The organism is Sphingobacterium mizutaii (genome assembly GCF_900187125.1).
Taxonomy (GTDB): Bacteria; Bacteroidota; Bacteroidia; order Sphingobacteriales; family Sphingobacteriaceae; genus Sphingobacterium; species Sphingobacterium mizutaii.
Genome location: NZ_LT906468.1, coordinates 1,568,100 through 1,590,787, shown reverse-complemented (window position 1 = coordinate 1,590,787; position 22,688 = coordinate 1,568,100). Strand labels below are relative to the sequence as shown.

The window sequence follows — 22,688 nt, the reverse complement described above, 5'->3', positions numbered from 1 at the left end:
CAAGGCCAATCCCATCGCACAGGCATCGGCATTCTTTCCATTTTTCCGCCACTGGAAATGTGCCTCGGGCTAAAGAACTTCCTACGGAAGGATTGATGTTTGTTGAGCTAACCCCTACAAGATTGTGGCCTCGACCTAGAAAAATGAATTGATTAAGGAGAAAACCTCAACATAAAAAACTCTAACTTATTGGAATTGGGTTCTAGGTATAATGAAGAAACAAAAAGGTCGCTAATAAAATAGCGACCCTTTCAGCTTAATTTATTTTAACTTTTATGTGTATTTTCTATTCAGCAACAGCTTCATAAACCATTAATGCGGCAGCTAAATCTTCGATTGCTAATCCGGCTGATTTAAACAAGGTAATTTCCTCCTCGTTCTTCCTTGCCAATTTATTTGCTTTGCACAGTTCTACAAGATCGGCTTGGACGTCTTTAGGATCCAATAAGCCCGAAGCAATTGGGATGGCAAGTTCACCGGTTTCATGAAGGGCCCCTTCCCTAGAATCTGCATAGATGGTACTTCTGCGGATCACTTCATCATCTGCTTCTCTAGTTTTTGGTGTATGTGATCCAATTAAATCTAGATGGACGCCTGGTTTTAACCATTCACCTTTGATGATAGGCTCCTTAGAAAGCGTTGCGCTGGAGATTACATCTGCTTTTTGGATGGCTTCCTGTAGATCATTTGCTAAAGATACATTGGTAAATCCTTGTTCCTTTAAACTTTCCAGCAATGCCTGTGCTTTATCGCTATTTCTTGCCCAAACTTCTATATGCTTATAGTTCCTGACCGACGAATGCGCTTGCGCTAAATGATAGGCTACACTCCCACTTCCGATTACCAGTAGATTCTCTGCATTTTCTCTTGCTAGATACTTAGCTGCCAAAGCTGAGGCACAGGCCGTCCTCACAGAAGTTAGCTTAGTAGCATCCATCTGCGCCAATGGCACACCTGTTTCAGCATTGAACAAGGTATATAAGGCATGAATGGCTGGCAGATGTTGCTCAGCGTTTTTCGGTGCCACAATCACTTGCTTGCAGCCTAAATATTTGTCAGTCCATGCAGGCATCAGGATTAATGCGTTTTCTGCAGAATCAGGGGTATTATAAAAATGATGATGTCGAACCGGCATAGTAAATTTGGAAATAAAGATCTTATATAATGCCTCCAACATCTTATCATAATTCAATACTTGATCTATTGTTTCATTGTCAATCGTTCTCATCATTTCTTTCTGTTTTTATAAATTATTTGAGATTAAATATTATCAATATAAGTTCCAAGCAGGGGGTTCCACTCCGAGTAGATTCTTCACGAAGAAGTCTCTCCTTTTCTTTTCGCCATAATCACCACCCGAAGAATGCCCCATTCCCGGTACCATGATCAATTCATGTTCCTTGCCATTTTTGATCAACTGGTTGACCAACTGATAGGTGGAAGCAGGATCTACATTGTCATCGAGTTCTCCAACAATCAACATCAACTTGCCTTCAAGGCGATGTGCATTTTCGATATTCGAACATTCGGCATATTGTGGTCCAATAGGCCAGCCCATCCATTGTTCATTCCACCAAATCTTGTCCATTCGATTATCATGACAGCCGCAAGAGGAAACCGCAACCTTATAAAATTCAGGATGGAACAACACTGCGCCAGTTGAGGACTGCCCTCCCGCTGAGGTACCATAGATACCCACCTTATCGATATCCATGTATGGATATTTCTGGGCAGCAGCTTTCATCCAAGCAATCCGATCTGGAAAACCAGCGTCTTTCAGATTCTTCCAAGCTACGTCATGAAATGCTTTGGAGCGGTTAGAAGTTCCCATTCCGTCGATCTGCACGACAATAAAGCCTAATTCTGCCAGTTCATACATGCCAGATAAGCCTGATGTGAAAGATTTCGGAACAAATGAGCTATGTGGACCTGCATAGATGTATTCTACAATAGGGTATTTTTTATTGGGGTCAAAATTATTCGGCCTGATAATGACACCCCAGATATCGGTCTTACCATCTCTACCTGCTGTTGAAAACACTTCAGGTGCTTTCCAGCCGCTAGCATTCAAGTCGGATAGATCAGCGGATTCTAGGTCAAGTTCAACCTTGCCTGTTTTTGCATCTCGCAATACTGCTTTGGGAGCTTGATCTACCAAGGAATAGACATCAATGAACTTAGAGAAATCTTTGTTAAAATATCCTTGATGATTAGCGACCTCAGGACTCAACTCTTTTAATCCATTACCATCCAAACCAATTGAATAGTATCTAACTAAATAAGGATCTTCATTCTTATTTCTACCACTGCCCTCAAATATGATCTTGCGGTCAGTTTCATTGACATTGATCACTTTCCGAACGACCCAATTCCCTTTGGTAATCTGGTTCTTCACTTTGCCAGTTTTGGCATCAATTAAATATAGATGGTTCCATCCATCCCGCTCGGAAGTCCAAACGATTTCATTGCTCTTTTCGAGATCCTTTCTGTATTTCTTGCCACTATAATCAATAAAAGTTTTGCTTGTTTCTGAAATTATTGGCTTGGTTTGACCAGTTACAGCATCCAATTCCAAGACATCATAGCGTTGGTGACCGCGTTGGTTGTATTCAAAAGTGATAGCGTTATTATCTGGTCTCCAGCGTATATTATACAGCGAAAACTGGTTTTCAACTTGCTTAGGATCAACTTCCACAACTTGACCAGATTCTACATTTACGATGACTGGATAATATTGCGAAAGTGCATCACCAGGTTTTGCATAATCTCTGTATTGCAATTTTGGTTGCAATTGATCAGTTGGTGATGATTCTAGCAAGGTTAATTGACGAACCTCAGCCTTTCTGACTTTGCTGCTGCTCAGTTTTTTGGAATCAGCAGACCAATCAAGTCTAGCAGAATAATACAAGCCAGGGCTCCCATCAAAGGTCATTTGCTTTTCACTTTTCAGATCAGCTTTCTTTCTGACATAGATATTGTTATTTTTGATATAAGCTAGATAGACCTTGTCCGGCGACTCAATAGGCTCCCCTTTGCTATCGTCCCATTTTTGTCCCCAATATCCAGATCCTCTTTCATTATCATTCAATTCCTTTTGGATTGAAAGTTTATTCTCTGATACATTCCAGCGCCAAACTTTCTTCTTCTCCGTAAACTCGATTTCATTGTTGTTGATCGGTTTTAAACCCACAAACCAACTGTTGTTTAAGGGTACAGTTTCAGAAAGGAGCTTAGACATCTGTTCAGACATGGCCTCAAGATCAATGATCTTTTTGCTCTTTGTTTGCGCATCAACTAAAACCAGGATGCTCTTGTTGTCCTTCTGTTTCAGTTTGTAGACGAAAGACCCACCATCCTCAGCCCAAGTGATCTGCTGAGGGATATTATAGATCTTTCCAAAATTGTTTCGAACCTCCTTTGCTCGTTTATAATCATCCAAGGTTCCTTGTGCATAGCTGGAAACTTGAAGAATAAACAGCAAAAAAGCAGTAATTCTCAATTTCATAGTGACGATTTTTTAGACTTTACAATAAAATAAATCGGTATGCCCAATAATGTAATAATTATTCCCGGCCAAGTAAACTGTGGTTTGTAAAAGACAAGTAACAATATAAAGGATATTCCCAGCAGGATATAAATTGCCGGAATAATAGGATATCCCAAGGCTTTATAGGGCCTTGGTAAATCCGGTCTGTTTTTTCTTAAAATAAATATCCCAATAATGCAGAGCACGTAGAAAATCACGACGACACAGGTTATCATATCCAAAAGGTCGCCATACTTCCCAGTTAGACACCAGACACAAGCTATAATTCCCTGAAGCCATAGCGCGTAACTCGGTACTGCATGTTTGTTTAGCTCTTTGGTTTTTTTGAAGAACAGGCCATCTTTTGCCATGGAATAATAGATTCTAGCACCTGCCATGATCAGTCCATTGTTGCAACCGAATGTACTCACCATGATCATAATGGCAAGAACAGTGATTCCGATTGGTCCAAATATTTCCTGCGCGGCAACCATCGCTACCCTATCCTTAGGGGCGCTAGCCATTTCCTCCATTTGGAGGACTCCGGTATACATTAAATTGGTCAGCAGGTAGATTACCGTTACGATGATGGTCCCTAATGCCAAACTTAAGCCGATATTGCGTTGAGGATTTTTGATCTCACCAGCCACAGCAGATGAGGAATGCCAAGAGTCACTGCTGAACAATGCACCCACCAAACCAGCTGAAATAGCCCCTAAACCAGCTAAAAAGGTATAGTCGCTTTTGCCTCCATCCACAGCCAAACGGCTGAGGTTCCAAGTATCGGCGCTGTTCCAATTGTGATTCCAAACTTCAAGGTCGAAGGCTGCAAAGCCAAACAATACTGCCAATACCAAACTCAATATCTTGATCAGGGTCAATGTTGTCTGCACTACTTTCCCATTCTGTACCCCTAAGGTATTGATAAAGGTAAGCAGCAAAATAACGGCAATTGCCAGCACCTGTGCCGATGATATATGATAGGTCCCAATGGTCAGCAAATAGACATCCTCGTCCAAACTTGGAAACAAATAGGCGGTAAACTTTGCAAATGCCACGCCTACAGCAGCAATGGTAGCCGTTTGGATAACAGCGAAAAAAGTCCATCCAAAGGTAAAGCTGACCACAGGTCCATAAGCTTCTTTTAGATAAACATATTGACCGCCGGCTTTCGGAAACATCGAGCTTAACTCCCCATAGCTCAATGCTGCTGCTAAAGTCATAAATCCGGATATCGCCCAGACGATCATCAACCATCCCGCTGAACCCGTATTTCTAGCGATGTCTGAGGAAACAATGAAAATACCGGATCCAATCATACTGCCAGCCACCAACATGGTCGCATCCAACAGGCCCAATGACTTCTTAAATTCTTGTTTATTTTCTTCCATAATTTAGGCTGCTGGATTAAAATTTATAGAATTTCCAAGAAGACTGATGATCAGGGTTGAGGTTTTGATTGGTCAAAATCGCCCTCAGCATCTCCATTGGCATATAGTTCTCCTTGATCACTCGGTCATGGAATTCCTTATAGGTCATTTTACCAGACCCTACCATTTCATCGCTGATGCTCAACAACTGTAATCCACCGATCATATAGGCCAATTGGTACAGAGGATCATAAGAACCTTCAAAGGATCTTTTAACTTCCCCATGTGCATTCGCAGGTTCATGCCCAACCTGGTCCACCAAATAATCTATACATTGCTGTGGAGTCCATTCACCGATATGGAATTTGATGCTGAAGGTAATCCTTGCACAACGGTGCATTCTCCAAAATAGCATCCCAATCCTTTCTTCCGGCGTTTTTGGGAATCCCATTCTATACAATAACAGCTCCCAATATAAGGTCCAGCCTTCCGTCCAAAATGGTGTATTGAAATTCTGTTCTCTATAGGGTTTATGGCGTCGATTCATAAAGTACTGCAAATGATGGCCAGGAATCAACTCATGCTGAACCGTTCCTAATGAGAAATGAGGGTTATTTCCGCGCATGCTCATCATTTTCTGGTCGTAAGTCATGGTATTGGTCGGATAAGAAATACTGATTTCACGACCACCGGTGAAGAATGGATTGACCAATTGACGTTCTGGCGTCATCATGATCATACCCCAAGTTTCATCCGCCAATGGCGGAATATCGATCAATTGCTTTTCATTGATAAAGTTCATCGCCTTATCGTATAGCTCATTGATCAATTCGGGTTGCTTTCCTTCAGGGACATAAGAATTTTTTACCTTTTCCTGTGCTTTCTTCCAATCTTCGCCAAAGCCCATTTCTTTCGACGCCTTTAAAAGCTCGGCAACACACCATTGCCATTCCTTATCAGCAATTTTCAAGAGCTCATCCGCATTGTAGGAAATCATTTCATCCTTCAGCATTTTATTCAATACATCTTTTCCTACGCGTTTGCCAGCGATATTGCTGCCATCATCAAATGGCTTCAAATCTGTTTTTGCAGCAATCAGTTCCTTGTACTCTTTCAGCTTTTCTTGCAATCTATCATGCGATTTAGGAACCCACCAGGTAAACATAGGTTCATAGCCATTGTAGAAATCAAAAGAGCTTTCCAATCTTAATTTTAAAGAGGCTATGATGTTCTCTAGGTACTCCACATCGGCAGAAGGAATGGATTTGACCCCTTCCAGTTTTTTAATCTCTTGATCTACTTGAGCCGATGCCTTTTCAAAAGTTGTTGCCACTTCTTTGGCATCCACAGCTCCACCGCGTCGCCTCTTTTTCTCAAATTCAAGGATACTGTCTGCAAAGGGCAGATAGTTCTTCACACGGTTATAAGCGGATTGATTGGATTTTAGGTCCTCAATATTCTTTTTGATTTTTCTGTTCAGTAAGATATAATCAACCTGACCATTGGTATTGAGTTTTTTATAGTCAAATTGTTTCATTTTCTTTTCATACTCCTGATCAAGGAGAAGCAATCGGTCCATTTGTTCCGGAGAGGCTGCTGCATACTGAAATCCCCAACCCTTTGGCATCGGACCATAAAAATAGTTGATGGCCTGCAGGTCATTTCGGTATTGTATGATATAAGGTTCGATGGGTGTGGTATGATCGTATAAGCCACTTTCTTGAGCATTTGATGTCGCACTGGTCATAGCGATAATTCCAATTCCAATAAATGATTTAAGGTTAATTTTTTTCTGGTTTTTCATAATCATAATTTAGGTAGGATTAATTCCTAGTGGAATCGATCTGGGTTAAAACCCGATATGTTCGACGCTGTCTTTTCATTGGACAGGATCTTTGCAATGCTTTGTCCAAAGGCTGGCCCTAAACTCAAGCCCATCATGCCCCCTCCTCCGGCTACACTGACATTGCTATATTTTTTGGTTCTTCCTAAATAAGGGAGCCCATCTGGCGAACATGGTCTATAGCCAAACCAAATATCTTGAGGATAGTCAATTTGGATATCTGGATAATATTTTGGGATAGATTCCACAATTCCTTTGACCCTGTTTGCATAGATCTTATCATTGGCCGGCCCTAATTCCATCGTGCCACTAAATCGTATCTGATTGTTCATCGGAGTCACCGCAACGCGAGCCTCCAATAAAAGCGAAGCATGATTCATGGAGGTTCCTTCCTCAGGGTTATACATAAAGGAATACCCTTTCCCTGGCATCAACGGTAATTTCAGGTTTAGTTTCGAGCCAATCTTTCCTAATGCTGCACCTCCTGTAACGACAAACTCATCGCCTTGAAAATTACCCTTGTTGGTTACCGCTGATTTGATCTTATTTCCTGTCGTTTCAAAACCATTTACTTCCGTATCATAATGGAATTCTACTCCATTATTCAGCAGGAAAGTAGTCAATTCCTGCATTAATTTAGGCGGATACATAATGCCATCGCATTTGTACAACACAGCTCCCAAGGTATCAATCTTCAGGTTGGGTTCTAATTCCTGCACAGCATTTCGATCTAATACTTGAGTATCCAATCCTAGGCGATTGGCCTTTTCCGATAATTCTATTTCCTCATGTTCAACCTCTTTCGACTTGTACAGCATTAAAATACCGTTCTGCCTCAATTCGAAATCAAAACCTTCTTCTGCAGCCAGCTGATCATAAAGCTTGCTACTCGCCAAGTTCAGATCTCGGATAGCTTCTGCATTCCTTTCCACATGCTTTTCGTTGGCATGTTTAAGGAACTTCAGTCCCCAATCGATCAAACCGAGGTTCAAGGATGGCCTAACATAAAAAGGGCTTTTACTGTTCAGCATCCATTTTACTCCTTGGGCGACTATTCCTGGCGCTGCCAGAGGTGTAAAATGACTGGGAACAATCATGCCCGCATTTCCATAGGAACAATTGTTCTTTCCATTGTCCTTCTCCAGGACAGTGATCTGCCAACCATCTTTTAATAAATAATATGCTGAGGATAGACCTGCAATCCCAGCTCCAATAATAATTACATTTCCTTTATGGTTTTTTGACACCTTATTCTATTGTTATTGTGAACTACATAACTTGAAATCCTTCTTTATACGGGTCAATATCATCTATGATGATTTGACTATATCCCGTAATGATTGCCCATCCTTCTACCGATGGAACGATTGCCGCCTGTCCTGCCAATTGGGTTTCTTCCTCAATGCGGCCAATAAACTGCGAGCCTATATAACTTTCATGCACAAACTCATCACCCTGCTTTAATTTGCCTTTTGCATACCATTGCGCCATCCGAGCAGAGGTACCTGTTCCGCAAGGCGAGCGGTCAAGGGCATTCTCGCCTACCAATACGGCATTTCTTCCCGTAGAATTCTCTTTGGTCGGCTTGCCTGTCCACTGAATATGGCTCAAGCCATAGATATTTTCATTCTCTGGGTGGATAAATTCATATTTTTCGTTCAATAGGGAACGAATCAACTTTCCGTAATGGATCAATTGGCTTGCAGAGAAATCACTGATATCCCTGAAGTTCTTCTGTGGATCTACAATAGCATAGAAATTACCTCCATAGGCAACATCCGCGACGATTTCACCCAAATCAGGGCAGTCTACGGTCAACTCTGATTTATATAAAAAGGATTTCACATTGGTCAACTTTACGGTCTTGACCTTCGGTCCTTCCTGAACATAATCGATCAAAATCAAACCTGCTGGTGTTTCTAGCCTAAGTTTTCCCGGCACTTTAGGAATTACCAATCCTTCTTCGATGGCAATAGTCACCGTTCCGATGGTACCATGTCCACACATTGGCAAACAACCACTGGTTTCAATATAGAGAACCCCAGTGTCATTATTAGGATCAATAGGCGGATACAGAATGCTGCCACTCATCATATCATGGCCTCGAGGTTCAAACATCAACCCTTTTCTGATCCAATCATATTCCTCCATAAAGTGGAGTCTGCGTTCCATCATGGAATTCCCCCTTAAATACGGACCACCTCCAGCGACCAATCGCACCGGGCATCCGCAGGTATGGGAATCAATACAAAAAAATGTTTTCTTCATCTATTTATTGGTTTGGATTAATGGAATCCTTAGTACTCGTTCCGTCTACCAGTCGACTGATCGCAAGGGGATTGCCGTTTTTCAATTCAGCTGGCAGAAACTGATCTGGCCAATTCTGAAATGCCAATGGACGTAAAAACCGCTTGATGGAATCAGGTCCAACGGATGTAAACCTCGGATCGGTACTTGAAGGGAAAGGTCCGCCATGCTGCATCGCATAAACCACCTCAACCCCAGTAGGCATACCATTGAACAAGAGCCTTCCGGCCTTATCTTTTATGATATTAAATATCGTCTTATTTTCTTCTGCATCTTTCTCCGTTCCTGCAAAAGTGATTGTCAATTGTCCTTTTAGGTTCTGGGCAATCTTCTCTACCTCAGCTATAGAATCTGCTTCAATCAAAAGTCCAAAAGGTCCAAAGACCTCCTCAGCCAAAACCTCATTTGTAAGGAAATTTGCAGCTGAAGTCAAAGCTACCCTCGGTCTCCCTTGGCCAGACTCTGCAATAGATTTAGACTCTGAAAGCACGGCAACATCAGATTGGTTGCTCAACAGGTCCTTATTTTTCTCATAATGTGAATAGATTCCTTGATTCAACATATTGGCCGAGTTGATCTCAGCAATCGCCTCCTGTAAGCTAACTTTAAATCGTTCTAAAGCTTCTCCCTTCACCGCAATGAATAAACCTGGATTGGTACAAAACTGACCTACTCCCAAGGTTAAAGAAGATGCATATTCCTTTGCCAATGCTTCAGCTTTTTCTTCCAAAATATGCCCAAAAGCAAATACCGGATTGATGCTTCCCATTTCAGCAAAAACAGGAATAGGTTCTTCCCTTTGATTTGCGATATCGAAAAGGGCTTTCCCTCCCCAATATGAACCAGTAAAACCTACAGCTTTTATACCCGATTGAGCCACTAAATAAGCACCAATCTTTTCCTTAGTCCCTTCTACCTCACTACCCAGCACATGATTGAATACACCCTCTGGCCAACCAAATTCCTGAACTACTTCGCTGATTGCCTTTGCCATCAGGGTTGAGGTTTGCTCATGACCCGAATGACCTTTTACAATCACCGGACAACCCGCAGCGATGGCACTCGCTGTATCACCGCCTGCAGTGGAAAAAGCAAAAGGAAAGTTGCTAGCCCCAAATACAACCACCGGCCCAATGCCTAAATTGTATTTGCGAATATCATTCTTTCCTTTCTCTGGATTGGCTAGATCGATCCTAGCCTCACTGTAAAGACCATTGGAAATCGCATTGCCATAACTCCGCCATTGCCAGATTGTCCTTGCCTTCTCGCCCTCCAAACGAGGAAAAGGCAATGAGGTCTCCCGATTGGCCGTCTCAATCAATTCCGCCCCTATGCCTTCAATCCGATCAGCAACAGCATGCATGAACTTAGCCCGATCGCGAACTGTCGTCGTTTTTAAAAATTGATATGCCTCAGCAGCCTGTTCAACACATTTATCTAAGTATTCTTTTTTTTGGTTCATATTCAATTGGATTTTCAATTAAAGGAACATAAAGTCGGCCTATCCGACTTTATGTTCCAAAGACTTTGCTTCTTCCAGTTTTAATTTAAAACCGGTCGACTTGCAATTCCATCAGCAATTATTTTGTTTACTCTTGTCGCTTCTTCTCCTACCAAAGGCAATCTTGGCGCACGCACATGCGGCGTACATATCCCTTCGGCAGTCGCAGCTAATTTTATGTATTGGATTAGCTTTGGATGAATATCCAGTTCCAACAATGGCATAAACCATCTATAGATCTCAATCGCTTTTTCCACTTCACCGTTCAATGCATAATTGTACATTGCCATCGTTTCTCTTGGAAAAGCATCAACTAATCCAGCAACCAATCCATCTGCACCTAATAAAACCGTTTCCAAAGAAATGGTATCTACACCGCCCAATACCTTGAAACGATCACCAAACTTATTCTTCATTCGGGTAATATTGGATAGGTCTCGGGTTGATTCTTTCACTGCTTGGATGGTTGGATAGTCCTTAAGCTCATCAAACATACTCAATGAAACATAAGTAGCGTAATCTACAGGATTGTTATAGATTAAGATCGGAAGATCAGTGGCAACTGCTACAGCCTTAAAGTATTCTACAACCTCACGGTCATCGGCTTTATAGCGCATTGGAGGTAATAACATCAGTCCATCAGCGCCTAGTTCCTTTGCTTTTTTAGCAAACTCGACAGCATTTTTGGTGGTGTTTTCTGCAATGTTCAGAATCAAAGGGATTCTTCCAGCAACAATCTTTTTTGCATAAGACAGCAATTCGAATTTCTCGTCATTATCCAATACAGCAGCATCTCCCAGAGTTCCCGCAATAATGATCCCATGTACACCCGCTGAAATCTGTGCCTCAGTGTTTTTGGCAAACATTTCAAAATCAATTTCTCCATTCTCTTTAAATGGAGTCAAAACCGCAGGATAAATTCCCTTCCAATTTAATTGAGCCATAGTAAGTTTTCTTGTTTTAAATTATAATTGTATAACCAAAACTAGCCACTTAAAAGCTCCTCGCCTAACCGCCTTTTAATATTTGTTTACTGAATTTTAACCTTTTCTGTCTACTGGTATAAAAAGTTCTTATAATTTAACGCATACTCCTTTGGTGAAGTACCGATTACACTCCGGAACACCCGATTGAAATTCGTGATGCTGTTAAAACCACTGCTATAGGCGATAATTGAAACACAATCATACTTATCATTCCCCAATAAACGACAAGCTTCTCGTACACGAACTTCATTTAAATAAGATACAAAAGTCTTTCCTGTACATTTTTTGAAATATCTGCAAAATGCCTGTGGCGTTAAATTCGCTTTCTCGGCAACATCGCATAGTGAAATGTTCTCTTTAAAATTCTCTTCTATATACCTGCATAAGGTATTGATCTTAAAACCTCCAAATGCATCAGACTCATAATGGGAAACGCCTGAAAGTGGTGTCAAATCTGAAGAAACCATATTCAATGACTTCAATAGGTAGAAAAAGTTAACCAATTGGTCCATCCTATCCGATCGCTTCAAAACCTCAATCCTTCTTCGAATCGGAGCTAAATGTTGTTTTGGAACTTGAAATCCTCTGCAGTTATTACTGATGAATTCCATTAATACACTCAGCTCTGGCAAATTCAACAAATTAAGCAATGCGCCTTCTAGATTGAAAAACACCGATACGGATCTGATGCCCTCCGAGTTTTGATCATTCTTGAAAACATGTGCTTGATTGGAACCAACTAAAAAGATATCGCCCTGTTGGAAATTATGGAGATTGTCATCAACCAGAAGTTGACCGCTACCAGCTACAATCATAATAATCTGATACTCCACATGACGATGCATATAAGGATAAAACTTATCTAATATGTCTTCCTGCACAAATACCGTCCTATCCTTAGGAACTGGTACATTATATTGTATTGGTTTCATAATTTAAAAAGTTTATTAAATGTCAGTTTAACACTAAATGTACTTATAAAGTGGTTACTAAGCAAAAAAATTACTACGAATGGCTAATAAATGGCCATAGAAAGCTAAAATCCGGCAACCTTTAAAGAATTTTTAAAACCATATTTGTAACAAACAAACAGGAAAAAACTTAATAGTCAGTAATTAAGTAGACTTTGGATCAATGCTTATAATCTCGGTTATATAGAGTAAATGGAAAGCAGCCCATTCAATCCCTTCAAAACTGAGATTTCTCTACCACTAATCTAATAGTTTTTCTTAATACAATTATATTTTTCCTTCCATTCATTTTAACAAATTAGAATAGCAGTCATTTTATTAAGAATTTAAGACCTGAGCAGAAATGAAGAAACTTAAAAATATTTGTTATCTCCTTTTAATTGTCTTGCCAACAAGTCTGTCCTTACCGGCACTTGCCCAGCAAGATGAACACCCCGTTTGGAAAAGAGTGGCCACTGAAACGCCAACCCTCGGAATAGACCAGGGAAATAAATCCTTTCCATTGAAAGAACTCAACCTTCAGCTGTTAAATTCCTCACAAACGGCATCTTCGATCAAGCTGTTAAATGGCGATAGCAATTTTGACTATACAGTCACCGAACTCTTAAACAAAAGAGATCGGAACGGCTTCTTTCATATCGGCGATATCAATCTCAAAATCCGGAATGTCGGCACGAATGATTGGCAGTCTTTTTCTTCGGCAAAAGACCGCAAGAATGTAACTGAATTAAAGCCTGAGGGCATTGCTTTGGCTGTGGCCGATTTAAGTCCAACCCTGCAAAACATACCGCTGAAGGTAATCAGGAAGTGGGAAAATAACAATGGCAACCTGCAACTGACCTTTGAGATCATCAATAACTCGAATAATGCCATCGAAATTGGCGGACTGGGCATCCCGCTTCCATTTAACAACAACATGGATTGGAAAAGCCTAGATGAAGCCCATGCTAAAAATGTATTCTTCGATCCTTATATTGGTAAGGATGCTGGTTATATGCAGGTAAACCGACTACATGGTAATGGCCCAAGTCTATTGGTTTTACCAAGTGAAAATGCAGGATTTGAAGCATACAACCCATTAAATACAGATCCCACCCCTAGAAGCATCACTTTCGAAGGTTTTCACGAGTGGTTGATCCATAGTAAAGCTTATGCCGAAATGGAATGGAAAAACGTAAATCCTTGGAATACGCCCAGCTCATCGACCTTAAAGCCTGGTGAATCCAAAAACTTTTCCTTGAAGTTTGTCCTGGCTCCGAGCATTAAAGAGATTGAAAACACTTTACTGGCGAATAACAGACCTGTAGCCACTGCAGCTCCTGGCTATGTAGTCCCAATGGACAACCCCAGCAAATTATTCCTGAAGCACAATAAGAAAATCAAGAATATAGCAGTCTTCCCAAAAGATGCGCTTACAGTAAAGACCTTGAAAAAAACCAAAGACAACTGGAATCAATTCGAAATTTCCGGTAACACATGGGGAAGGGCTAGACTGCAAATCACTTACCAAGACGGTATTGAACAAACTATTCAATATAAAGTCATCAAACCTGAACAACAAGTTGTCAATGATTTAGGAAATTTCCTGACCAATGAACAATGGTTTGAAGAACCAAATGACCCTTTCAAAAGGTCTCCTTCGGTTATCACCTACGATATCGAAGAAAGAAAACCTGTAACCCAAGAACAAAGAGCTTGGTATGCAGGTCTGAGTGATGAGGCTGGTGCTGCTAGCTGGCTAGCGGCGATGATGAAACAGGTTTTAGTCCCTAATAAAGTGGAAATCGAAAAACTGAAGCGTTTTGTCAATGAAACCATGTATGGACGCATCCAACACAAGGATGGCAAAAATAAATATGGCGTAGTCAAAAGTCTATTCTATTATGAACCAGACTCCCTGCCAAAAGGTACCTACAGCGAAGATATCAACTGGAAAACCTGGTCAGCGTGGCCTAAGAAAGAAGCTGATAATTTGGGCCGTTCCTACAATTACCCTCATGTTGCTGCAGCTCATTGGGTAATGTATCGTCTAGCCCGAAATTACAATAATCTGGTCTCCGAAGAGCCATGGGAAGAATATTTAGATCGCGCTTTCCATACGGCAATTGCCATGGTGGAAAAAGCACCTCATTATGCTCAATTCGGACAGATGGAAGGCAGCATATTCCTATTGATTCTAAACGACTTAAGAAGAGAAGGCTTAATGGATTCTGCAAATAAATTGGAGGCCGAAATGAGGAAGCGTGCAGAGCATTGGAAAACCTTAAATTACCCCTTTGGCAGCGAAATGCCTTGGGACTCTACAGGACAAGAAGAGGTCTACTTATGGTCTAAGTTCTTTGGCTTTGACGAAAAAGCACAGGTAACCCTGAACGCCATATTAGCTTATATGCCGACCGTTCCACACTGGGGCTACAATGGTAGTGCCCGTCGCTATTGGGACTTTGTATACGGCGGAAAACTATCCAGAATCGAAAGACAATTGCACCATTATGGCTCTGCACTCAACTCTATTCCGGTATTAACAGAATATAGGGACCATCCCGAAGATTTCTACTTATTGCGCGTAGGTCATGCTGGAATGATGGGAGCACTGGCCAATGTGACCCAAGAAGGTTTCGGTCCAGGGGCTTTTCACTCTTACCCTTCAACCCTGGAAATCGATGGTATCACCGGAGATTATGGTTCAGGTTTCTATGGCTACGCGGTCAATTCCGGAACCTATATCATCAAACATCCCGAATTTGATTGGCTAGCTTTCTCGGGAAACCTGAGCAAAAAGAAAGACAACATCGAGGTTGAAGTCAAAACAGCGGCAAGAAACAGGATCTTCCTGGCTCCAGAGAAACTCTGGATCCAACTCGATGCCGGTGAAGTCGAACAACTTGCTTACAATGAGAAAAACAAGGAAATCACCTTGACCCTTGTTCCTAATGCTGAAATTCTATCCAATAATCTGATCCGGTTCAATACGGATAGCGGTTATAGCTTAAAAGGATTTGAAAAGGATGCATTGGGTAGATACCTCATCCCAAATAATGTTACAAAAATTACGCTTAGCAAAGATTAACAAGCTAGTTAGATCGGTAACAACTTATTCCTATAAAAACTGTGGTTCCGAAAGGCGGTTCCACAGTTTTTGTTTAATTTCGTAATAAAATTTAAGAACCATGTTTTCGTCAAGCACCTATCAGAATAGAAGAACCCAATTAAAGCATGAGATTACCCATGGAGTTATCGTTTTATTGGGAAATATTGAAAATCCAATCAATTTCGAGCATAACACATACCCTTTCCGCCAAGACAGTAGTTTTTTATACTATTTCGGGATCCAGGCACCCTATATTGCCGGGCTCATCGACATCGATGAAAACCGTGAAATTATTTTTGGCGATGAATTGGACATGGACGCGCTGGTATGGACCGGTCGACAAGAAACCTTAAAAGATAAAAGTCTAAAAGCAGGTGTTTCAGAAACCTTGCCTTTTAAAGAATTGGAGAACTATCTGCAAAAAGCAAAATTCAATAACCGTCCGATCCATTTTCTCCCTCCATATCAATCTTACAACAAGATTCTTTTGAGCAGACTATTGGACAGACATTTAGATGAATTGCTACCATCTGAAAAACTGATCAAAGCCGTTGTTAAACAAAGGTCCATCAAAGAACCACAGGAAATTGAACAGATCGAAGAAGCCCTTCGAGTTTCTACTGAAATGCATCTCTTAGCCATGAAAATTGCTAAACCGGGCATGAAGGAATACGAATTGGTCAATGCAATCCAAAAATATGCTGCCGACCAAAATTTCACCTTTGCCTATCCTCCTATCGTGACGGTACATGGCGAAATCTTGCACAACCAATTCCGCGAAAACAGCTTTAAAAACGGTGACTTGGTATTGAATGACTCTGGAGCTGAAACGCCAATGGGCTATGCAGGGGATTTGACCAGAACATTTCCTGTATCCGCAACTTTTACAGATAGACAGAAAGACCTTTACAATGTGGTCTTAAAATCATTCACAGATGCTAGGGACATGATGAAATCGGGCGTAAACTTCAAAGATATCCATCTTAAAGCCGCTAAAACGCTGGTAGAAGGCTTGACGGCAGTGGGATTGATGAAAGGGAATGCAGAAGATGCTGTGGCCAACCATGCACATACCATGTTCTTCCAATGTGGACTGGGGCATATGATGGGCTTGGATGTTCATGACATGGAAGATTTAGGTGAACAATATGTTGGATATACTGAAGCTGAACCAAAGGACAAAAACACCTTTGGCCTAAAATCATTGCGATTAGGCAAAGAATTGGAAGCCGGCTTTGTATTGACCGTAGAACCTGGTATATACATTATTCCTGATTTGATCGATATGTGGAAAGCAGAGAAAAAAAACCAAGAATTCATCAATTATGACCTCTTGGAAGATTACCGCAATTTTTCTGGAATCCGGATCGAAGATAATTTCTTGATCGAAGAAAATGGCTTTAGATTATTAGGACCAGAATTGGTAAAGACGGTAGATGAAATCGAAGAAATCAGGAAGCAGAGTTTGAGTTAATGGCTTGTAAAAATTAGAGTTTTTTAACTTAAGTAAAATAATCTTTTGCCAATTTAATTGTAAGTTTGCACAAATAAAACATGGTTGTCGAACTAGTGCGACAAATTGTTTCGGGTAATAATAATATGAAATCAACCATAAAGTTTAACAACTTAAACAGCTTATTCTCAAAGTCCTTAAAAAACAATATCAACGAATATTTTAATAATACCATCCAAAAAAAGACCGGAAACAGCAAGCTGTACACGAAGGCAATTATTTTGATGGCCTCCTTTGTTTTAATATACAGCATATTAGTCTTTGTACAACCGCACTGGGCTATTAGCATCATATTGTGTCTTATTTTTGGGGTTAACCTTGCAGCCATTGGATTTAATATCATGCATGATGCGGGGCACAATTCTTTTTCGGAAAATAAGCATGTCAATAATATCCTTTCCTATTCCCTAAACTTATTGGGTGGAAACATATTCTTCTGGAAACAAAAACACAATATTGCGCACCATACTTACACGAATATCGATGGCGAGGATCCAGATATCGAGGTAAAATTCATGCGCATCCACCAAGACCAGCAGCTAAAGAAACATCATCGTTTCCAACCCATATATTTTATTTTTCTATATGGCATTTCCTATTTTGCTTGGATTTTTTACCAAGACTATGAGAAATATTTCAAACAAAAGATGATTGGTTCTGAAAGGACATTTCAATTCCCAGTAAAGGAAAAAGTGATCTTTTGGATTAGTAAACTAGTCCATGCATTGATTTTTATTGTAATCCCAGTCATTTTCGTAGGCTGGCTACAAACCCTTATCGGGCTACTGATCGCTGGGGCAGTCTGTGGAATTTGCCTAGCGACCGTATTTCAATTGGCGCATGTGGTTTCAGAAACTGAATTTAAATCTGGCGATCAACCTAAAATTGAAGAAGAATGGATGATCCACCAGATTCAGTCCACTGCAAACTTCTCCACGAAAAACAGGATGCTAACTTGGTTATTGGGCGGTTTGAACTTTCAGGTCGAACATCATCTATTCCCTAAGATCAGCCATATCCATTATCCAGCGTTAAACAAAATTGTCAGACAGGCATGTAAGGAGTATGAAATCAAATACAACGAGTATAACTCCTTTTGGTCCGCATTCAAATCGCACGTCAAAGTCATCAAACACATGTCCGTTTAGGCCCATTTAAACAGCCCATTAATAAAAAAGAAAAATATTATCGAAATATTTTAGTAATTTTGAAATAATATTGGAATTTATTCTATAATATCATTGACTTTGTAAACCCTCCTTAATAAACTTTGTCACTGCTTCTTCAGACTTCATTTTAATATTAATAGGCATATTTTATGTAAGAAAGCAGTTTGTTCAGGCGAAAAGCAATTCGTACAACAAATTTTTAGTAGACAAATTTTAAAAACATCAATGAATTTTAACAATATGGAGTTAATCGCTCCAATCATAAAAGCACTCGACAGTCTTGGCTACAAGAGCCCTACGGATATACAATCACAAGCAATACCATTTATTTTAAAGGGAAAAGACATCATCGGATGTGCACAGACAGGAACAGGAAAAACTGCAGCTTTTAGCATTCCTATCCTACAAAAATGTGCGGGCCAAAGATCTAATTCCAAAGCTCCAAAAGCCTTGATCTTAGCGCCTACTCGCGAATTAGCGATCCAGATTGAAAAAACCTTTAGCGATTTAAACAAATATCTTGGACTAAGGCCTTTGGTCGTATTCGGCGGTGTCCCTATCAACAGAAATATTAAAGCACTGCAACATCCAGTGGATATTTTGATTGCAACGCCCGGTAGGTTATTGGACTTAATCAATCAAAAGTATATTTCCTTAAGCAACATTAGTACCCTTGTATTAGACGAGGCAGATACCATGTTGGATATGGGTTTTATCCATGACATTAAGAGGATCCTGAAATTTGTTCCGGAGAAAAGACAGACATTGTTCTTTTCAGCAACCATGCCTACTGAAATCAGGAAGTTTGCCAATACGATCCTAAATAACCCAGCAGAAATAAACATCAACCCTGTTGTGAAAGCTTCGGAAAATGTCAACCAATCCGTATTCTTTATCGAAAAGAAACAGAAGACAGATTTATTGGTTGATCTATTGAACCGTGACAAGAATCTACAAACCTTGGTCTTTATCCGTACCAAGCATGCTGCGGATAGATTGGCAAAGCAATTGAATAAAAGAGGCTTCAAGGCAGATGCCATCCATGGGAATAAATCCCAGAATGCAAGACAAAATGCATTGGAATCTTTTAAGACTGGAAAATCCAAGATCTTGATCGCAACGGATATTGCTGCTCGTGGCATTGATATCCATAAATTACCGCAGGTCATCAATTATGATCTCCCCTCTGAGTCTGAAACCTATGTGCATAGGATCGGTAGAACAGGAAGGGCAGGAAATGCGGGACATGCTTATTCTTTCTGTAGTGAAGATGAGAAAAAAGCATTAAACGGAATCCAAAAACTGATTGGCTTCCAACTAGCAACGAATTAAATAATTAAGTAAGTAAATAATAACACAATGCAAGAAGGAAAAGTAAAATTCTTTAACGTAACTAAAGGATTCGGTTTTATCACTCCAAACGAAGGAGGAAAAGATGTATTCGTACATTCAACAGGTTTAGTACACGAAATCAGAGAAAATGACAATGTTACTTTCGATACTGAAAGTGGTCCTAAAGGAATTAACGCAATTAATGTACGTGTAGTTAGATAATCTAACTATACCCGCATTTTTGCACAAAAAAAAAGCAGCCAATGGCTGCTTTTTTTTTGTGCAAAACTAATTTCATTTCATTAGTTTCTTCTATATCTTTCTATACGGATTGATTATACCAATTCCACTTCTGAAATCTGGTTTCCTTGTCTAGTCCTAGTATATTTATACCTCACATTTTGGTGCAAAGAAAGAATCTTGCCTGCAAGGGTATCATTGAAATAAACAGTTTCTCTAGTCTCATTATCACGGATAAACCCGTAATGACCTGTTTCATTGTAATAAGACACACGACCCAATAGGAATTCATCTTCAGGATCTTTCGGTCTCTCTAAATCTTCAGGTTTAAACTTATAGGTTTCAGTTGGAGGTGTATCAACGATGTTTCCAAATTCATCAACATAAGCATACATCTCTTCCAATGACTTCCCTTTGTTGTTCTGAGCTTTGTTCTGTTCTCTACGCTCTTGCTTTTCTTGAAGTTTTTGCTGTTTTCTTTTTGCTAGTTCTTTTTTCTTGAATGTGAGTTGGTTTCTTGACATTAAAAATAATTAAGTTAAAAAATGAAAGGGGTATCTCTTTAAATAACCTGGATTGGCTGAGGATTAAGATAGGGGCCTTTTTGAATGTACACAAAGGTACAAAAAATTAGCGAGAATAGCTAATCTTTGGATAGACCTCAATCTAACCCATTAGACCTCGCCCCTTCTACTTTCAACTTTATAGGTGAAGCTCTCAGCCCGATAATAGCCTAAGTTGTATTCAATCGGTTTGCCCGATTGATCATATACAAATCGCTTCCTCGAAAGGATTGGCTCACCAATAGCTATTTCCAACTTCTCCGAAATAAACTTATTAGCCGCCTTTGCATCAATCTCTTCTTGGGAAAGGTCCGCAATAATATTACATTGCTGTTGCAATATATCATATAACGGCAATTTGAAATCTTCTTCACCAGTCAAACCAACCCTCGGATGAAAATAGGATATGAAATAGACAAATGGATCACCTGGCTTGCCCCGCAACCTTTCTAACTTCAATACCTTTTGATCTTCTGGGATTTCGAAAAACTTAGCAACTGCAGGCTCAGGTACAACCCAACGCACATGGAGCTCAAAATTCTTCACTTCCAATCCCCTATTTTTCATCTCCTGCGAAAAACTCAACCAATTCTTTGACTTTGAACTGAATTTCTGCTGGGTAACCTTCGTACCAACTCCTTTTTTCCTAACCAATAATTCCTCATAGACCAACTTATTGATCACCAAACGCAAGGTAGACCTTGAAATCGATAATTTCTTCGCTAGATCGATCTCATTGGGTAGATACTTCCCGTCCTGATATTCAGGCTGTTTGATCAAATCTCGAAGCAAAGCTTCCACCTGTACATGCAATGGAATGGGGCTATTATGGTCTATCTTCAGATTCATACTTTTTTTATTGTAACTTAAAGTAAGATAATTCTTTTTTAAATAGCAAATTATGTATGTTTGTATATACATATCAACTCTTCGAAATTCCCTAGGATTTCGGTGTTAAAACCAATGTAAACAATGAAAAGTTATCTATTTTATCTCGCAATTGGCCTGTCTCTAACGGCTTGCAATAACCATACAAGCAACAGTAACAATCAAAATTCTTTCAGTCCTGATTCGACCGTTACTGATAGCTCTTATGCCCTTGTCCAAGAAATGGCAAAGAATGTAGTAAAGTCTGGATTCAATGCTGGCGATGGTTACCAAGAAGTATGGATCCGTGATTATAATACCTTCATTCGATTGGCATACGAAGTACAACCCACCGATCAGATCAAGAAAAACTTACTGGCATTCTTCGGACTTCAAGTTCAGGACGGAAATATTCCAGATGGATTTGTAACAAAGGAAAGCCTGAAAGGAAAACCCAGTGATTACTATACCATAACCTCGGATTTAGAACCTTTATTGGCGGCCCACAAAAATACCGTGGAGACCGACCAAGAAGCTTCGCTCATTCAAGCGGTATATAAATACATCCAAGTTTCCAACGACCGTGATTTCCTAAAGACCATGGTTGGCAAATCCAGCGTAGAACAACGAATGGAGCAAGCGCTACAGTTTTTAATGGAAAAGCGATTTGATAAAGAGCATGGCTTATTATGGGGAGCCACAACTTCGGATTGGGGGGATGTCCAACCGGAACATGATTGGGGAGTACATTTGGATGAAAACTCACATCTCGCCATTGACATCTATGACAATGCGATGTTCCTGATCGCAATCGACAATTTCATGGAATTAGCGCCAGATAGCAAGTCAAAATGGGAACCCATCAGAAAAGATATCGCAAGCAATACCATGAAACATCTTTGGGATGAAAAGAATCAAAAATTCATTCCGCATATCTATCTCAAAGGATCTCCATTTCCTCCAGATTTCGATGAGAATAAAATCTATTATCACGGCGGAACCGCCATTGCCATTGAAGCAAACTTGCTGAATAAAGAGCAGATCAAAACCTCATTGGATAAAATGATAGCAAATGTCAAAGAATCGGGTGCTGCTACCATTGGGCTTACCGTTTATCCAACCTATCCAGAGGGATTCTTCAAAAATAAAGGAATGTATCCTTATGGCTATCAAAATGGTGGGGACTGGACCTGGTTTGGAGGTAGGATGATCCAACAATTAATTAGAAATGGATTTATTGATGAAGCAAAGGAACAGATGAAACCTATGCTAGACCGAGTAATCAAAAATAAGGGTTTTTATGAATGGTATACCAAGGATAATAAACCCGAAGGATCGGGAACCTTCAGAGGGGAAGCCGGTGTATTATACGATGCTATTCAAATGCTAGAAAAATCAGGGTCATAAAC

The 22,688-nt window shown here is 40.2% G+C and carries 17 protein-coding genes; 6 read left to right on the top strand and 11 right to left on the bottom strand.

Features of this window, described 5'->3' with window-relative positions; all coding sequences use genetic code 11:
- Positions 1-286: 286 nt before the first annotated feature.
- The 9 genes from lhpI to CKW03_RS06750 all read right to left on the bottom strand — a co-directional run bounded on the left by lhpI (position 287) and on the right by CKW03_RS06750 (position 12,465).
- Complete coding sequence (gene lhpI / locus CKW03_RS06790; protein WP_197700985.1) at positions 287-1,231, bottom strand: bifunctional Delta(1)-pyrroline-2-carboxylate/Delta(1)-piperideine-2-carboxylate reductase; 945 nt, start codon at positions 1,229-1,231, stop codon at positions 287-289.
- Between the two features lie 39 nt (positions 1,232-1,270).
- Positions 1,271-3,505, bottom strand: coding sequence for a S9 family peptidase (locus CKW03_RS06785; protein WP_093095242.1), 2,235 nt, complete (start codon positions 3,503-3,505; stop codon positions 1,271-1,273).
- On the bottom strand, positions 3,502-4,917 hold the full coding sequence (locus CKW03_RS06780; protein WP_093095241.1) for an APC family permease: 1,416 nt from the start codon (positions 4,915-4,917) through the stop codon (positions 3,502-3,504). Before CKW03_RS06780 ends, CKW03_RS06785 begins: the two co-directional genes overlap by 4 nt.
- Positions 4,918-4,933: 16 nt before the next feature.
- On the bottom strand, positions 4,934-6,700 hold the full coding sequence (locus CKW03_RS06775; protein WP_197700984.1) for a DUF885 family protein: 1,767 nt from the start codon (positions 6,698-6,700) through the stop codon (positions 4,934-4,936).
- A 26-nt stretch (positions 6,701-6,726) separates the two neighbouring features.
- A complete protein-coding gene (locus CKW03_RS06770; RefSeq protein ID WP_093095239.1) occupies positions 6,727-7,986 on the bottom strand; it encodes an NAD(P)/FAD-dependent oxidoreductase in 1,260 nt (419 codons plus the stop codon).
- Between the two features lie 22 nt (positions 7,987-8,008).
- Positions 8,009-9,007, bottom strand: a complete 999-nt coding sequence (locus CKW03_RS06765; protein WP_093095238.1) for a 4-hydroxyproline epimerase — start codon at positions 9,005-9,007, stop codon at positions 8,009-8,011.
- A gap of 4 nt (positions 9,008-9,011) precedes the next feature.
- Complete coding sequence (locus tag CKW03_RS06760) at positions 9,012-10,508, bottom strand: aldehyde dehydrogenase (NADP(+)) (protein ID WP_093095237.1); 1,497 nt, start codon at positions 10,506-10,508, stop codon at positions 9,012-9,014.
- 80 nt (positions 10,509-10,588) lie between these two features.
- The gene (locus CKW03_RS06755) at positions 10,589-11,491 is read right to left on the bottom strand and encodes a dihydrodipicolinate synthase family protein (protein WP_093095235.1); all 903 of its coding nucleotides are present in this window, start codon (positions 11,489-11,491) and stop codon (positions 10,589-10,591) included.
- A gap of 110 nt (positions 11,492-11,601) precedes the next feature.
- Complete coding sequence (locus CKW03_RS06750; protein WP_093095234.1) at positions 11,602-12,465, bottom strand: AraC family transcriptional regulator; 864 nt, start codon at positions 12,463-12,465, stop codon at positions 11,602-11,604.
- Between the two features lie 382 nt (positions 12,466-12,847).
- On the opposite strand from CKW03_RS06750, the gene CKW03_RS06745 reads away from it, so the two are divergent.
- The 5 genes from CKW03_RS06745 to CKW03_RS06725 all read left to right on the top strand — a co-directional run bounded on the left by CKW03_RS06745 (position 12,848) and on the right by CKW03_RS06725 (position 19,831).
- Positions 12,848-15,574, top strand: a complete 2,727-nt coding sequence (locus CKW03_RS06745) for a DUF5695 domain-containing protein (protein ID WP_093095233.1) — start codon at positions 12,848-12,850, stop codon at positions 15,572-15,574.
- A 100-nt stretch (positions 15,575-15,674) separates the two neighbouring features.
- Positions 15,675-17,069 (top strand): aminopeptidase P family protein, encoded by a 1,395-nt coding sequence (locus CKW03_RS06740; protein WP_093095231.1) that lies wholly within the window; start codon positions 15,675-15,677, stop codon positions 17,067-17,069.
- A 125-nt stretch (positions 17,070-17,194) separates the two neighbouring features.
- Positions 17,195-18,256 (top strand): fatty acid desaturase family protein, encoded by a 1,062-nt coding sequence (locus CKW03_RS06735; RefSeq protein WP_093097702.1) that lies wholly within the window; start codon positions 17,195-17,197, stop codon positions 18,254-18,256.
- 246 nt (positions 18,257-18,502) lie between these two features.
- Entirely contained in the window at positions 18,503-19,609 is a 1,107-nt protein-coding gene (locus CKW03_RS06730; RefSeq protein WP_093095229.1) for a DEAD/DEAH box helicase, read from the top strand.
- Positions 19,610-19,636: 27 nt separating this feature from the next.
- Positions 19,637-19,831, top strand: coding sequence for a cold-shock protein (locus tag CKW03_RS06725; RefSeq protein ID WP_093095228.1), 195 nt, complete (start codon positions 19,637-19,639; stop codon positions 19,829-19,831).
- Between the two features lie 113 nt (positions 19,832-19,944).
- Here the strand turns inward: CKW03_RS06725 and CKW03_RS06720 are convergent, their stop codons facing one another.
- Both CKW03_RS06720 and CKW03_RS06715 read right to left on the bottom strand, forming a co-directional pair.
- Positions 19,945-20,373, bottom strand: a complete 429-nt coding sequence (locus tag CKW03_RS06720; RefSeq protein WP_236736434.1) for a cold-shock protein — start codon at positions 20,371-20,373, stop codon at positions 19,945-19,947.
- 150 nt (positions 20,374-20,523) lie between these two features.
- Positions 20,524-21,261 carry a GntR family transcriptional regulator gene (locus tag CKW03_RS06715; RefSeq protein ID WP_093095226.1) on the bottom strand — a complete coding sequence of 246 codons (738 nt, stop codon included), beginning with the start codon at positions 21,259-21,261 and terminating at the stop codon, positions 20,524-20,526.
- Positions 21,262-21,384: 123 nt separating this feature from the next.
- Here CKW03_RS06715 and CKW03_RS06710 point away from each other — a divergent pair, with 123 nt between their 5' ends.
- A complete protein-coding gene (locus tag CKW03_RS06710; RefSeq protein WP_093095224.1) occupies positions 21,385-22,686 on the top strand; it encodes a glucosidase family protein in 1,302 nt (433 codons plus the stop codon).
- Positions 22,687-22,688 lie beyond the last annotated feature (2 nt).

Coding starts and splice junctions, on each gene's coding strand:
- CKW03_RS06760 (WP_093095237.1), bottom strand. CDS start 10,508: ATGAACCAAAAAAAAGAATACTTAGATAAATGTGTTGAACAGGCTGCT.
- CKW03_RS06735 (WP_093097702.1), top strand. CDS start 17,195: ATGAAATCAACCATAAAGTTTAACAACTTAAACAGCTTATTCTCAAAG.
- CKW03_RS06765 (WP_093095238.1), bottom strand. CDS start 9,007: ATGAAGAAAACATTTTTTTGTATTGATTCCCATACCTGCGGATGCCCG.
- lhpI (WP_197700985.1), bottom strand. CDS start 1,231: ATGATGAGAACGATTGACAATGAAACAATAGATCAAGTATTGAATTAT.
- CKW03_RS06780 (WP_093095241.1), bottom strand. CDS start 4,917: ATGGAAGAAAATAAACAAGAATTTAAGAAGTCATTGGGCCTGTTGGAT.
- CKW03_RS06785 (WP_093095242.1), bottom strand. CDS start 3,505: ATGAAATTGAGAATTACTGCTTTTTTGCTGTTTATTCTTCAAGTTTCC.
- CKW03_RS06755 (WP_093095235.1), bottom strand. CDS start 11,491: ATGGCTCAATTAAATTGGAAGGGAATTTATCCTGCGGTTTTGACTCCA.
- CKW03_RS06730 (WP_093095229.1), top strand. CDS start 18,503: ATGAATTTTAACAATATGGAGTTAATCGCTCCAATCATAAAAGCACTC.
- CKW03_RS06745 (WP_093095233.1), top strand. CDS start 12,848: ATGAAGAAACTTAAAAATATTTGTTATCTCCTTTTAATTGTCTTGCCA.
- CKW03_RS06715 (WP_093095226.1), bottom strand. CDS start 21,261: ATGAATCTGAAGATAGACCATAATAGCCCCATTCCATTGCATGTACAG.
- CKW03_RS06750 (WP_093095234.1), bottom strand. CDS start 12,465: ATGAAACCAATACAATATAATGTACCAGTTCCTAAGGATAGGACGGTA.
- CKW03_RS06740 (WP_093095231.1), top strand. CDS start 15,675: ATGTTTTCGTCAAGCACCTATCAGAATAGAAGAACCCAATTAAAGCAT.
- CKW03_RS06710 (WP_093095224.1), top strand. CDS start 21,385: ATGAAAAGTTATCTATTTTATCTCGCAATTGGCCTGTCTCTAACGGCT.
- CKW03_RS06775 (WP_197700984.1), bottom strand. CDS start 6,700: ATGAAAAACCAGAAAAAAATTAACCTTAAATCATTTATTGGAATTGGA.
- CKW03_RS06720 (WP_236736434.1), bottom strand. CDS start 20,373: ATGTCAAGAAACCAACTCACATTCAAGAAAAAAGAACTAGCAAAAAGA.
- CKW03_RS06725 (WP_093095228.1), top strand. CDS start 19,637: ATGCAAGAAGGAAAAGTAAAATTCTTTAACGTAACTAAAGGATTCGGT.